The sequence below is a fragment of the Paenibacillus sp. Cedars genome (assembly GCF_003184205.1).
GTDB classification, from domain to species: domain Bacteria; phylum Bacillota; class Bacilli; order Paenibacillales; family Paenibacillaceae; genus Paenibacillus_AQ; species Paenibacillus_AQ glucanolyticus.
The window spans coordinates 5,212,758-5,225,362 of record NZ_CP020866.1; the positions used below are offsets into that span (position 1 = coordinate 5,212,758).

At 51.2% G+C, this 12,605-nt stretch carries 12 protein-coding genes; 7 read left to right on the plus strand and 5 right to left on the minus strand.

What is annotated here, in order from left to right; translation table 11 throughout:
• The first annotated feature begins 94 nt into the window (after nt 1-94).
• The 3 genes from B9D94_RS25525 to B9D94_RS25535 all read left to right on the plus strand — a co-directional run bounded on the left by B9D94_RS25525 (nt 95) and on the right by B9D94_RS25535 (nt 1,985).
• Complete coding sequence (locus tag B9D94_RS25525) at nt 95-814, plus strand: MBL fold metallo-hydrolase (protein WP_006207984.1); 720 nt, start codon at nt 95-97, stop codon at nt 812-814.
• A complete protein-coding gene (locus B9D94_RS25530) occupies nt 811-1,386 on the plus strand; it encodes a TetR/AcrR family transcriptional regulator (RefSeq protein WP_036643796.1) in 576 nt (191 codons plus the stop codon). The genes B9D94_RS25525 and B9D94_RS25530 overlap by 4 nt, the downstream gene beginning before the upstream one ends.
• A gap of 107 nt (nt 1,387-1,493) precedes the next feature.
• Nucleotides 1,494-1,985 carry a cytochrome c biogenesis protein CcdC gene (locus B9D94_RS25535; protein ID WP_006207982.1) on the plus strand — a complete coding sequence of 164 codons (492 nt, stop codon included), beginning with the start codon at nt 1,494-1,496 and terminating at the stop codon, nt 1,983-1,985.
• A gap of 151 nt (nt 1,986-2,136) precedes the next feature.
• Here B9D94_RS25535 and B9D94_RS25540 read toward each other — a convergent pair whose 3' ends face one another.
• Nucleotides 2,137-3,150: an NADP-dependent oxidoreductase gene (locus tag B9D94_RS25540; protein ID WP_148248306.1), complete on the minus strand. Its 1,014-nt coding sequence runs from the start codon at nt 3,148-3,150 to the stop codon at nt 2,137-2,139.
• Between the two features lie 60 nt (nt 3,151-3,210).
• Nucleotides 3,211-3,471 (minus strand): metal-sensitive transcriptional regulator, encoded by a 261-nt coding sequence (locus B9D94_RS25545; protein ID WP_036643802.1) that lies wholly within the window; start codon nt 3,469-3,471, stop codon nt 3,211-3,213.
• A gap of 328 nt (nt 3,472-3,799) precedes the next feature.
• Here B9D94_RS25545 and B9D94_RS25550 point away from each other — a divergent pair, with 328 nt between their 5' ends.
• Nucleotides 3,800-5,548 carry an alpha-glycosidase gene (locus B9D94_RS25550; RefSeq protein ID WP_006207979.1) on the plus strand — a complete coding sequence of 583 codons (1,749 nt, stop codon included), beginning with the start codon at nt 3,800-3,802 and terminating at the stop codon, nt 5,546-5,548.
• 67 nt (nt 5,549-5,615) lie between these two features.
• Here B9D94_RS25550 and B9D94_RS25555 read toward each other — a convergent pair whose 3' ends face one another.
• Genes B9D94_RS25555 through B9D94_RS25565 form a run of 3 tightly spaced genes read right to left on the minus strand, consistent with a single transcriptional unit; the run spans nt 5,616 to nt 9,807 of the window.
• Nucleotides 5,616-6,488: a UbiA-like polyprenyltransferase gene (locus B9D94_RS25555; RefSeq protein WP_006207978.1), complete on the minus strand. Its 873-nt coding sequence runs from the start codon at nt 6,486-6,488 to the stop codon at nt 5,616-5,618.
• Between the two features lie 21 nt (nt 6,489-6,509).
• Nucleotides 6,510-7,808, minus strand: a complete 1,299-nt coding sequence (locus B9D94_RS25560) for an aspartate aminotransferase family protein (RefSeq protein ID WP_036643805.1) — start codon at nt 7,806-7,808, stop codon at nt 6,510-6,512.
• Nucleotides 7,798-9,807, minus strand: coding sequence for a peptidase U32 family protein (locus B9D94_RS25565; protein ID WP_148248308.1), 2,010 nt, complete (start codon nt 9,805-9,807; stop codon nt 7,798-7,800). The genes B9D94_RS25560 and B9D94_RS25565 overlap by 11 nt, the downstream gene beginning before the upstream one ends.
• Before the next feature lie 243 nt (nt 9,808-10,050).
• On the opposite strand from B9D94_RS25565, the gene B9D94_RS25570 reads away from it, so the two are divergent.
• The 3 genes from B9D94_RS25570 to B9D94_RS25580 all read left to right on the plus strand — a co-directional run bounded on the left by B9D94_RS25570 (nt 10,051) and on the right by B9D94_RS25580 (nt 12,592).
• Nucleotides 10,051-10,800, plus strand: a complete 750-nt coding sequence (locus B9D94_RS25570) for an alpha/beta fold hydrolase (protein WP_148248310.1) — start codon at nt 10,051-10,053, stop codon at nt 10,798-10,800.
• Between the two features lie 7 nt (nt 10,801-10,807).
• Nucleotides 10,808-11,392 carry a TetR/AcrR family transcriptional regulator gene (locus tag B9D94_RS25575; RefSeq protein WP_148248312.1) on the plus strand — a complete coding sequence of 195 codons (585 nt, stop codon included), beginning with the start codon at nt 10,808-10,810 and terminating at the stop codon, nt 11,390-11,392.
• A 252-nt stretch (nt 11,393-11,644) separates the two neighbouring features.
• Complete coding sequence (locus B9D94_RS25580; protein WP_148248314.1) at nt 11,645-12,592, plus strand: helix-turn-helix domain-containing protein; 948 nt, start codon at nt 11,645-11,647, stop codon at nt 12,590-12,592.
• Nucleotides 12,593-12,605 lie beyond the last annotated feature (13 nt).

The following is a 12,605-nucleotide window of genomic DNA, read 5'->3' on the forward strand; positions in this document are numbered from 1 at the left end:
TTACAATTCAGGCTTAATTTTAGGCTTGATAAAACTAATTGTATTAGTTATAATACTAATATGATTAGTTTACGACGAAAGGGGAACTCTTTTTATGTTAAAAACTACGATAGAGCACGTGACCCAAATTTCTTTTCTTCCTCGTTTATTCCCGGTTAATGTCTACCTTGTTGAAGAAAACGACGGATTGACACTTATTGATGCCGGGATGTCTTTTTCCAAAAAAGGAATCCTTCAAGCTGCATCCGCTATAGGCAAACCCATAACCCGCATCGTATTGACCCATGCCCATGGTGATCATGTCGGAGCTCTCGACGGGTTAAAGAAGGAGCTTCCGGATGCCTCTGTTTACATCTCGCAGCGTGACGCCTTGCTCCTTAAAGGCAACGCCGAGCTCCTGCCTGGAGAGCAGCAAACTCCGATTCGTGGAGGGATCCCCAAGAACATAACCACGGTTCCCGATGTGCTGCTGAGCGGGGGCGATTCCATAGGCTCACTCAAAGCCATTGCATCCCCGGGTCATACACCTGGACATATGGCATTTCTCGATGAGCGCAGCGGTATCCTGATTGCGGGCGATGCTTGGCTAACCCGGGGCGGATTAGCTGTATCCGGCATGCTTAATCCCTTGTTTCCTTTCCCTGCCCTGGCTACATGGAGCAAAGAGCATTCGCTGCAAAGCGCCACATCATTGACTGCCCTGAAGCCCGCCGTTCTGGCTGTCGGCCATGGAAAAATGCTAACCAACCCAACCGCCAGCATGCAGCAGGCTGTTACGCAAGCGGAATCCGCTTTCAGGAGGAATACGAAATGAGCCCGAGACCCGGCATAGATCGACTCCAGCTGCTTCAATCCGCGGCCGAGCTCGCGGATCAGGGTGGGCTTCACGCTGTGACCTTGGCTGCACTTGCGGGTAAGCTTGGGGTTCGATCCCCTTCCCTGTATAATCATGTAGACGGACTTTCAGGTCTGCATGCCGCTCTGACGCTGCATGGACTGCAGACCCTCCACGAACAAATGCTGAAAGCTGTCGCCGGCCGCTCAGGTGAAGACGCGCTGCGTTTCGTATGCCTTACCTATGTTGACTTTGCAAGATCCCACCCCGGATTGTATGAAGCTGCGCTGCAGCCTCTACGCCCGGACCAGCAAGAGACGCAGCGCGTAGGGAATCAGATTGTGGAGCTGCTGCTGCGGATATTGACTCCTTACCAGCTTAGTGAGCCGGAGGCTCTGCATACGGTACGAACACTTCGCAGCCTTTGTCATGGCTTTTCCTCTCTGGAACGTTCCGGTCAATTCGCACTCGATCTGGATCTGGATGACAGCCTGAATTTCATGATCCGGATATTCATTGACGGGCTCCATCAACAGAACAGCCAGCGATGAAGCGCGGAACCTCTGCATTTGCCTGATTTTGCCTGGCATAAGAATGTGCTATAATCAGAAGAAGCACACTGTCGTGTCATCTTATTTATGGAAAGAGGTTCTGAATTGTGGTTGACTTCGATTCCCCAATTCTTCAAATAGGCTCTACGATCGCCATGCTGGTTATGGCCGTGACCGTGATTTTCATTCGGATGAAAGCGAGTCATCGTCCCGTAACCGTTAAGAAGATTATCATTCCGCCGGTTGCGATGAGCACCGGATTTCTGATGTTTGTAGAGCAGCAGGTCCGCATCCCCTTATGGTGGGCAGGAGCAGCCTTTTTGGTCGGCTGGTTCATCTTCTCCTATCCCCTGATCCGAAGCACGAAATTCGAGAAGGTCGAGGGGCAGATCTTCATGCAGAAGTCGAAAAGCTTCGTCTACATCCTGCTTGGTCTGCTGGCTGTCCGGCTCCTGCTACATGGATATATTGAGCAGCATATTTCCATCCCGCAGACAGCGGCGCTGTTCTTCATGCTGGCTTACGGGATGATTGTCCACTGGCGAATCTCCATGTATCGCCAGTATCAGCAATTCTCGACCCCGGAGGCTGCGATGTAACACGCTCTTCCAACACCATGACAGCAAAAAAAGAGTGCCGAATCACACTGAAGGAAGGCCAATGCCTTCTGGGCCCCAAACTCCGTCTTGAGGAGTTTCCTGCAGGCCCCATGTGAATCTGGCACTCTTTTATATTGTAAAACAGAGGTTCCTACTTCTGTTCTTCGCTTACTTTCACCAGCTGTTTTCCCAGGTTCTCGCCTGTGAATAGCCCCAGAAACGCCTCCAGGGTCTTATCAAAGCCATCGATCACATTTTCGGCGTGTTTGATTTTGCCGTCTCTCAGCCATTCGGCCAGCTCATGCAGTCCCTCATTGTACCGGCTGGCGTAATCGCCAACCAGGAACCCTTTCATCAGCGCGGTATTGGTAAGCAGCAAGCTCTGAATTCTCGGACCTGTGTCCGGTTTCTCCAGATTATAAAGTGCGATTTGCCCGCAGATCGGGATCCGCGCGTTTTTGTTAATCAAGCGCAGGACCTGATCGGAAACGTCACCACCTACATTGTCAAAATAAACGTCAACCCCTTCGGGACAAGCCTCGACTAGAGCTTGCTTCAGATCATCCGTCCGATAATTGATCGCCGCGTCGAATCCAAGCTCCTCGGTCAGATACGTTGTCTTCTCATCCGAACCGGCAATACCGACCACCCGGGCTCCCTTGATCTTGGCAATCTGCCCCACAATCATGCCAACGGCACCTGCACCGCCAGATACAACCACCGTTTCACCAGCCTGCGGCTGGCCGATATCGAGCAGTCCAAAGTAAGCTGTCAGCCCCGTCATCCCGAGTACACCGAGTGCTGTCGATACGGGTGCGAGATCCGGGTTGACCTTACGCAGCGTCCCGGTGCTCACAGCGGCAAAGCGCTGCCATCCCCAGCTGCCTGTGACAAAATCGCCCTCCCGATAGGTCGGATCCGTCGATTCCATCACCTGCCCTACTGCGCCGCCTGCAATCACCTGTCCGACCTCATAGGGTTTGGCATAACTTTTGGCATCACTCATTCTGCCCCGCATATATGGATCAACCGATAAGTATACGGTCCGTACGAGTACTTCTCCCGCCTGCGGGACAGGCAAAGGCTGTTCCTCAAACGCAAAATCAGACTCATCCGGCATACCTTGCGGCCGCTTGGCTAGAATAATTCGTTCATTTACCGACATTTGAGTACCCTCCTTAAAAAAGCCGTTATCATACCTTTACCCATTTTGCCCGTTCACAAATTACCTGCTCTTTACAAGCAAATTCACGGCCTCCAGCACAAGCTTCTCCGTATCCTCACCGTTCTCCTCGGCCTTGCGTACACAATCCACCAGATTTGAGCTCACAACAACGCCAATGGTCCGGTCAATCGCCGTGCGTGAAGCGGATAATTGTGTGATGACTTCCCGGCAATCCTTGTTCTCTTCCATCATCTTCAATATCCCGCGAAGCTGTCCTTCAATCCGCTTGATCCGGTTTTTCATCTGATCATCGTACTGCATTTAATTTCCTCCTAAAATACCTGTCTCCATGTTCAGGCCTGTCCTTGTCTCTCCATTATACAACAAACCTCCGCTCTTTCCCCACAAGCCTATCGCTCCAGCCGGACCTCCGGTATCATTCGTTGTCATTCTTCTTGAATGTCCTACGAGGGGCTTGTATACGCTCACAGCCCATGGTATATTTTTAAAGAGCAAATGAAATCATCGACACCTGAGATTCCAAATTCATAATCTAAAGGCAATGTTATCTTACAAAGGTACAACCTCGGCTATTCATAGTCCTGGCTGTGCCTTTTTTTATTTTACTTAATCTAAGGAGGAATTATCGATGTTCTTGGAAGCCATCTATCACCGTCCGCGCAAAAACTGGTCTTATGCTTACGACGGAACGACCATCCATCTCAGAATCCGCACCAAAAAAGATGATATTACCGAGGTGTACGCGCTTGCTGGCGACAAATATTTATGGGATCAGACGATGGAATACATTCCGATGACCAAGCTGTCCTCGGATGAGATGTTCGATTATTGGGAGTGCGAGGCAACCCCTCCCTATCGCCGCCTGAAATACGGCTTTCTGCTCCAGCAGGGCCAGGAAAAGCGCTGGATGACCGAATATGATTTTCTGACGGAGCCGCCGGCCAATCCGGACCGCCTGTTCGAGTATCCGTTCATCAATCCGGATGACGTTTTCCAGCCGCCGGCATGGGTGAAGGACGCCATTTTCTATCAAATTTTCCCGGAACGCTTCGCAAACGGCGACACGAGCAATGATCCGGAAGGCGCCTTGCCTTGGGGCAGCGCAGAGCCAACACCGAAGAACTTCTTCGGCGGTGACCTTCAGGGTGTAATCGACCACCTGGATTATATTAGTGAGCTTGGGGTTAACGCGATTTACTTCACGCCGCTGTTCACGGCAACCACAAACCATAAATACGATACCGAGGATTACCTCGAAATCGATCCGCAGTTCGGCGACAAGGACACACTGAAGAAACTCGTGGACCTGTGCCATGCGCGCGGAATCCGCGTCCTGCTGGATGCGGTATTCAATCATTCCGGCAAAACGTTTGCCCCATTCGTTGACGTGCAAAAGAACGGCATGAACTCCAAATATAAAGATTGGTTCTACGTTCGTTCCTTGCCGCTGGAAGTCGTGGACGGCATTCCGACTTATGATACCTTTGCATTCGAACCGCTGATGCCGAAGCTGAATACGGAGAATCCGGAAGTCCGAGCTTATCTGCTGAAGGCGGCAGAGTACTGGATTAAGGAAACCGGCATTGACGGCTGGCGCCTGGACGTGGCCAACGAGGTGGGACACAGCTTCTGGCGCGAATTCCGTCAGGTTGTCAAGAAGGCCAACCCGGATGCTTACATCCTAGGCGAGGTATGGCATGAATCCTCGATCTGGCTCGAAGGCGACCAGTTTGACGCTGTCATGAACTATCCGTTCACCAACGCTGTTCTGGACTTCTTCATCAACCGCACCGCAGATGCGGAGAAGTTCTCCTTCATGCTTGGCAAGCAGCTTGCGGGATATCCAAGACAAGCCAGCGAAGTGATGTTCAACCTGCTGGACAGTCATGACACCGCCAGACTGTTAACGCAAGCCAGCGGCGACAAACGTCTGATGAAACTCGCCGCCATGTTCCAGTTCACGTATTTCGGCACGCCATGCATCTATTACGGCGACGAAATCGGCATGGACGGCGGGCACGACCCGGGCTGCCGCAAATGCATGGAATGGGATGAGACGAAACACGACAAGGACCTGTTTACGTTCTACCAAACGCTCATCAAGCTGCGCAAAGAGCATTCTGCCCTTCGGACCGGCAGCTTTAAATTCTTGCATGCCGAGAAGAACGGCGGCAAAATCGCTTACCTGCGTGAGGACGACAACGAAACGATCCTCATTGCCATCAACAACGATAAGGCCGGCAACACGATTACCGTCCCTGTACTGGATCCATCCTGGACCAACCTGTGGAACGGCGAGAGCCTTAATGCGAAGCAAGGCCAGCTGACCGTCAAGCTGCCAGCTTTCGGCTTCGCTATTCTGAAAGCCGGGAAGTAATAACAAAACTCCCTTTGATGCCATAACCCGATGTACGGGCTGGCAGTCAAAGGGAGTTTTTTTACTATCACAGCAGAAACTGATCAGCCAATGTAAAGAACAGAATCGTCATACTGATCACCTGATTCAGGTTGTAGGAGGCCAGATTCATCACCTTGCGGCTGGAGGGCTTTATGATACGATGCTCCGTGGCAAGCAGCAGCATGGAGATGATAATTCCTGTCAGATAGAGCCAGCCCAAGCCTTGGATAACATAAAGAGAGACCAGCAGCATAACCATAATGCCATGCAGCGACCTGGAAATGAGGAGAGCCCCTTTTAATCCAAACACGCCAGGGATACTGAACAAACCTGTATTACGATCGAACTCGATATCCTGTGTCGCGTAAATAATGTCAAAGCCTGCAATCCACAGCATCACAACCGTACCGATGATGAACGGGATTATGGCGAATTGCCCCGTTACGGCAAACCATGCCCCGATCGGAGCCGAAGCAATCGTAAAGCCCAGGTACAGATGGCACAACCACGTAAAGCGTTTTGTGTACGAATACGAGCAGATCAGTACAACCGCTACCGGCGACAGCACCAGACACAGCAGATTCAGCATGCCTGCTGCAAGGATGAAGATTGCAAAGTTAACGATGACAAACACATGAACCTCACGAGACAACAGGAGTTTTCTTGGCATGTGGCGGTTAGCCGTTCTCGGATTCGCAGCATCAAACTTCAAGTCGGCGATGCGGTTGAAGGCATTGGCCCCATTACGGGCAGCAACGAGTGCAACGAGTGACCACAGCATGACGCGCCAAGACGGGATGCCACCCGCTGCCCAGATCATGGAAATGATCGCAAAAGGCAGCGAGAACAGCGTATGGGAGAACATCACCAGCTCTCCGAACATTTTAGTCTTATGAACGAACTTATTGATCATCTGCATTAGGATATCACCCTCATCTGTTCACTTCTGGGATAACCCTGCAAGCGCGCTATCCAAGGAGATCAGCATCGCTTCGATTTCCTTCTCCGGGGTAACCATCGCCGGCTGAAAAGCAAGTACGTTTCGGCCCACGCCATTTTTGCCGATGATAAATCCTTCCTCCTTCATACGCTCCAGAAGCATATCCGTCCATGCTGCACTTTCCTGGTCCGACGCGCCGTGGATTTCGGCTCCCGCCATAAGACCCTTGCCTCGAACATCAGCGATAACGCCATATTTGTTCTGTAAGTCCTTCAAACCTTCGATGAGCCGGCTGCCGACTCGGCCGGACCGTTCAACCAAACCCTCCTGCTCGATGTAATCCAAGACAGCAAGCGCTGTTGCGGATGACACCGGATTGCCTCCGAAGGTCGATGCAGAAGGCCGATTCAGACTGGCGGCGATCTCATCCGTTGTGGAGAAGGCGCCGATAGGCACGCCATTGCCCAATGCCTTCGCCATGGTGAGAATGTCAGGCACAATGCCATAATGCTCGATCCCGAACATCCGTCCCGTACGACCGCAGCCTGTCTGAATCTCATCGGCAATCAGCAGAATGCCGTGCTGCTCCAGCATCGCCTTCAACTCGCGGAAATACCAATCCGGCGGCACGATCATTCCCCCGTTGCCTTGGATCGGCTCCACGATCATTGCCGCGAACGTGCCCCCCTTCTCCGCCAATACACTCGCTAATGTATCCAGAGAACGGCGTGCGGCAGCTTCCTGATCCATGTCAGGATCATAGGGACGCGGAATAAACGTAGTCACATCTCCATCCAGGAAGTCGTCGGTACGCCACATGGGGATACCTGTCACATTCATGGTCAGGAAGGTGCGGCCATGAAGGCCGTATTCCAGTGCCAGGAAGTGGCGACGCTTCGTATGCAAACGTGCGACAAGCAGGGCGCCTTCATTCGCCTCGGACCCGCTGTTCACGAAGAACGTTCGCTTCAGATTCCCAGGCAAAATGCCGTCTGCCAACCGCTCCGCCAGCTCCACCATGGGCTGGGTCAGGTAGATGGTTGACGTATGCTGCAGCTTCTGGAGCTGCTCGATCGTACGGGCGGTAATGGCTTCATTGCAGTGACCGCAAGCAACCACCGACACCCCCGTAAAGAAGTCGACATACGATTTGCCATCATGACCGTAGAGCATATGCATTTTGCCACCGACAATCTGAGGCGGCTCCTTGTAGAAATTAGCGGTGCACGGGTAGCCGTACTGCCGACGCTTCGCCACGATAGCTTCCGGGCCGATATATGCTTGGTCCTCATGCGCCATGGAAACTCACCTCTTCGGATGGTTTCCGTTCTCCCTCACGCTGCATAACCGTGCCGAATTGCAGCGAACCCAGGGTATATCCGGCATAGATCGGCGTCATGCCTTCGAACAGCTTGCCGCATAAATTCAGATTCCGCGCAGCCTGGCAATACAACCGCACCAGACCGCGAAGCTGCTCTGTCGTATACGTCTTCCCTTCAATGCGGAAATGATTCACACCTGCTTCATGCAGTTCCTGCAGGAATGGCATGTAGCACAGCTCCTTCGCCATAGCCAAGTGGTTCCGACCAGCGGCATCGCGGTATACAGGATTCTCTCCTTTATCGGTAAGCAGCACGAGATGATTGTTATCGACATACTTGTTATCTTCTTCCGCAATATACTCCATCTCTTCCGCATTAGCGTATAGATCATGCTCAAGATACATCACGATGGGCGATCCGTGAACGATGATCTCGGTTGTAAATTCCGGATGCCGGAGCAGTTTCGTCAGATCGTTAAGCTGAAGCTCCAGCGACGGATGGATTCTGGTGATGCCAAAATGCTTCTGATAGAACGAAGCCGCCATATGGTTGTAAATGTTCAAGCTGAAATCGGCCATCATCGGCAGCTCCAGGGATTGGAACTTGTGCATGGCACCGATGTTGGAGACAAGCAAACCATCCAGCCCATAATGATTGTGCTCTTTGCCCTGCTTCAGAAAATGAGCATACTGCTCCATATGCAGCTCATCCATCATACGGGGCATGCCAAGGATAATCTTGGCGCTGCCTTTGTCCGCCGTTAAGGCTTCGATATCCTCACGGCCAAATGGAATATCCGGCTGGAACACATCGCCTGCCAGGTAAATGGAACTTGCTCCTTCTTCCAATGCCGCGCGAGCCTGCTCCATATTGTTCACATGCACTGTAATTTCCGGAATCGCGGCGCTCTGCCGTTCCCGCTTCGCATATCGAAGCGATTCCTTCACTTGGATCAACCGCTCCTCCTTCATCTCACGTTCGGCGGTTGGCGTACTGAAAACCTTCCCCGTGCTGTAGAACTTGCCTGTCCCCTCATAACGGCGATTAATGAAATCGAGCCCCGGCTTGCCGAAGGCATATGCCGTCGTGAAATCGCGCTTTCGGTTCTTATGCAGCGTATCCGATCCCTCCTCGCGGTTGTAGCCCAGCGGATCCGCAATATAGCGATCGATTGCATCTCCGTAGGAATTAACGACCATTAGCAAGAAATCAATATCTCTCATCCGACCTTCAATCTTGAAGGACGTAATGCCGGACTTGATCAGCTCCGGAATATGCTCGTACATGTACATATCCTTCGCTGCAAGCGGATATTCAGTTGGATAGACGTAACCATCCTTCTTCACCCGGTAATCCCAGCGGCATGGCTTCATGCAGCGTCCGCGGCTGGAGCTGTTGCCGAACAGCATCGAGCTGTACAAGCAGTTCGCACCGTGGACCGTGCACATATCGCCGTGAATAAAATATTCGAATTCCATCCCGCTCTTGGCATGCAGCACTTCCGCTGTCTTCAGATCCATCTCCCGGGAAGCAACGATACGTGAAACCCCCAACGCTTTAACGGCTTCGATCATGTCCAGATTATGAACGTTCATCATCACTGAAGAATGAACCGGAATATTCGCATAGTTCATCTCTTGAATCAGAGGAAACACGGCCAGGTCCTGTGCAATGATTGCATCGGGGCCGATCTCGTTCAGGAAAGCAAAATAACGCTTCGCTTCCTCCAAATCCTCTTCATCCAACAGGTTATTCACGGTGATATAGGCACGCTTCCCGCGATCATGAGCCATTTGGACAGCTTCTCTGACCTCTTCGTAACTCAGGTTATATCCCTTGCGCATCATGCGCATGTTCAGGGAGGGTCCCCCGAAATAAACAGCGTCACAGTTTGCGTCAATGACGGTCTTGAATATCTCGAATGTTCCGGCAGGTGCCAACAGTTCCACTTCTTTACCGCTAAAATATCGAGCCACAGTCCGTTCCCCCTTAGGCTTTACATTTAATTTTCTCGATTGTAACATAATTCACATTCCATATAAGTGAATTAATTCACAGCGATATTCCATACTCAATGCTTCCTGAGCAGCACCTGAATCGGGTGCGTAACTCCTGATTATGTATTTCCATTTTTATATTGACCGACCGTTCATTCAATAATAAAATAAACCTATCAAGACAGTAGAATAAATGTAAATCTTCAACTGGAGGATATTCTAATGGATCTGCATTACGAAGTGTATGGAAATGGAAAGCCTGTCGTCCTTATTCACAGCGGTGGAGCGGATATGAGGGATTGGAGCTCGGTTGTGCCTCTATTATCGGAGGACTTTCATGTTATTGCCTTTGACGGTCGCGGAGCCGGCCGATCTCCTTCCCCCATCGAACCTACCAATTACGTGCAGGATTTGTTATCTCTCCTTGATCACCTGAATATTCCTCAAGCTGCGGTTGTTGGTCATTCCATGGGCGGGCAGATTGCAACAGAGTTCGCGATCCAATATCCTGAAAGAGTGTCGGAACTGATTCTCATTGCACCTGCCCTGTCCGGTTTTCCCTACTCTGAGGAAATGCAAGCTTACATGCTGCGGGTAAGCGCAGCCGCCCCAGATATCGAGAAAATGATCGAACTGTGCATAGAGCCCCCTTCCTATGAGATAACGAGAAACCATGCCGAGCGGGGGCTTATGATCCAGATGCTGCGCCACCATTTTGAGCATACCTTTACCTGGGCTACCTTTGACTCGGTTTGGCCGGAACCGCCGGCGATGGAGCGTTTAGAAGATATCTCTGCCAAAACGCTCTTTATCATAGGCGATCATGAAATGCCCGATAACCGGCAGGTAGGAGAACAATTTCGGAGGGTTCCGGGCGCTCGCTTTGTCACTATCTCAGAGGCCGACCATATGCTCACACTAACGCATCCGAATGAATTATCCCGACATATCATCCAATTTGTGAAGGACTGAAGGTTTCATGCCACGTACACCAAGCGAGAACGAACGCATACGCCAGATCGCGAAGGATAAGATTCAGGAAGCCGCCATGGATTTATTCATACATCAAGGCTACCATGCGACTTCCATCAGCGATGTAGCCAAACATGCGGCAATATCCAAGGGACTGCTCTATAACTATTTTTCAGGAAAGGAAGCGCTGCTGGCCGCCATGGTTGAGGATCGCGTTGCAGGTGTGGCCAAGGTTATGGAGGATGCCGCTTCGCTTAAAACTCCTGCAGAACAGCTGAGGTTCATCATTGAGCATGCGATCGACAACGTCTATCAGCAGCCGGAAGTCTTCCGATTCTACCTGCATCTTCAAACCCAGCCCGAGGCCGACCAAGAGTTGATACCTTACGGCAAGCGTCTTGTGGAAGAAGCCGCCCGGCAATTTGAGATTCAATGCGGAATCTTCCAGATGCTAAGGGTCCCCGAGCCGCGTAAACGTTCCATGTATTTTTCTTCTACACTTCAAGGCATTATGCTCATGATATCCACCTATCCCCAGCAATTCCCTATAGAAGAAGTGAAGGAGCAGATGCTGAAGGAGTTTTGCTCTTAAAGGAAAAGAGCCGCGGATTTCCCGTATTTTTGGAATCCGGGCTCTTTATCATGAAGCTATAGCTCCTCATCTACTTTCGCCAGCCCACACTTTCTCAAAATCCTCATCGTATCCTCACCTCTAAACATTCAGACGCATCACTCTGACCACAGGAATCCGCTAACTTTTTCAACTTTTCCTCTTCCTTCATGTAATGAATCAGTTATGCTATGAATAACAGGATCTTACACGAGCGCGGGGAGGGAACGAATCATGGCTATTCACTGGCTGGAACCGGATATCGCCGAATGTACCCGGCAAGGTATCGCCTACTTTACATCGGAGCTGGAAATGACAAACGGCCTGCCTTGCAAAATGTACCGAATTACCGAGAAGTTCGGGAGTTTGTCCGATCATATGCACGATTATCTCCAAATCTGGTATGTCAGCAAAGGTGAATTCATCCACACCCTCTATGGACAGAAATACCGAATGGTCCAGGGAAACATATTCGTTCTTCCTCCATATAGCGTCCATCGCGTGGAGATGATACCGGGGAAAGAGCTGGAGGTGCTCGGCTGCGAATTCATGCCTGCCTTCATTAATGAACGACTCGACGGGAAGCCAGCTGAGCCGAATCTGTTTGACCTCTCCTTCATCGAGCGTTTTATAACTACGGAAGACAGCGTTCCGCTCAAGATTACCTTGACCGGCAGCAGCGATCTGGCCGTGAAGGAACTGCTTACCGAAATGCTGGCCGAGTACGGAAGCCGGGGTCCATTCTTTGATATTTTGCTAAAAGCCAATCTGCTGAAGCTGCTGGCGATCTTGAACCGCGAGCATGCCGACCAGGGCAAGCTTAAATCGTCAAGCTCGAGCAGCGACTCGTACCGGGAGCCCATCCTGGAATCGGTCCAGTATATTCATGACCATTATGACCAGCCCCTGTGGCTGGAGGAACTGTGTGCCCGGACGATGATGTCCCGGACGAATTTTTGTCGCCGGTTCAAGGAAGTTACCGGCCGGACCTTCAGTCAGTACCTGGCCAATTACCGGATACGAATGGCGATGCGGCTGCTGACGGAGCCCGAACTGACGATAACCGATGTATGTTTCAAGGTCGGTTTTAACGAGCTTTCCTACTTCTGCCGCATTTTCAAGAAGTATACGGGAACGACTCCTGCTTACTACAAAAAGAACGCATTTAAAACCGTTGACTAACGCCCTCGGTACG

Bases quoted from the DNA above. Each gene is read 5' to 3' on its own strand.
- B9D94_RS25525 (WP_006207984.1), top strand. From the start codon at position 95: ATGTTAAAAACTACGATAGAGCACGTGACCCAAATTTCTTTTCTTCCT.
- B9D94_RS25530 (WP_036643796.1), top strand. From the start codon at position 811: ATGAGCCCGAGACCCGGCATAGATCGACTCCAGCTGCTTCAATCCGCG.
- B9D94_RS25540 (WP_148248306.1), bottom strand. From the start codon at position 3,150: ATGTCGGTAAATGAACGAATTATTCTAGCCAAGCGGCCGCAAGGTATG.
- B9D94_RS25545 (WP_036643802.1), bottom strand. From the start codon at position 3,471: ATGCAGTACGATGATCAGATGAAAAACCGGATCAAGCGGATTGAAGGA.
- B9D94_RS25550 (WP_006207979.1), top strand. From the start codon at position 3,800: ATGTTCTTGGAAGCCATCTATCACCGTCCGCGCAAAAACTGGTCTTAT.
- B9D94_RS25555 (WP_006207978.1), bottom strand. From the start codon at position 6,488: ATGCAGATGATCAATAAGTTCGTTCATAAGACTAAAATGTTCGGAGAG.
- B9D94_RS25560 (WP_036643805.1), bottom strand. From the start codon at position 7,808: ATGGCGCATGAGGACCAAGCATATATCGGCCCGGAAGCTATCGTGGCG.
- B9D94_RS25570 (WP_148248310.1), top strand. From the start codon at position 10,051: ATGGATCTGCATTACGAAGTGTATGGAAATGGAAAGCCTGTCGTCCTT.
- B9D94_RS25575 (WP_148248312.1), top strand. From the start codon at position 10,808: ATGCCACGTACACCAAGCGAGAACGAACGCATACGCCAGATCGCGAAG.
- B9D94_RS25580 (WP_148248314.1), top strand. From the start codon at position 11,645: ATGGCTATTCACTGGCTGGAACCGGATATCGCCGAATGTACCCGGCAA.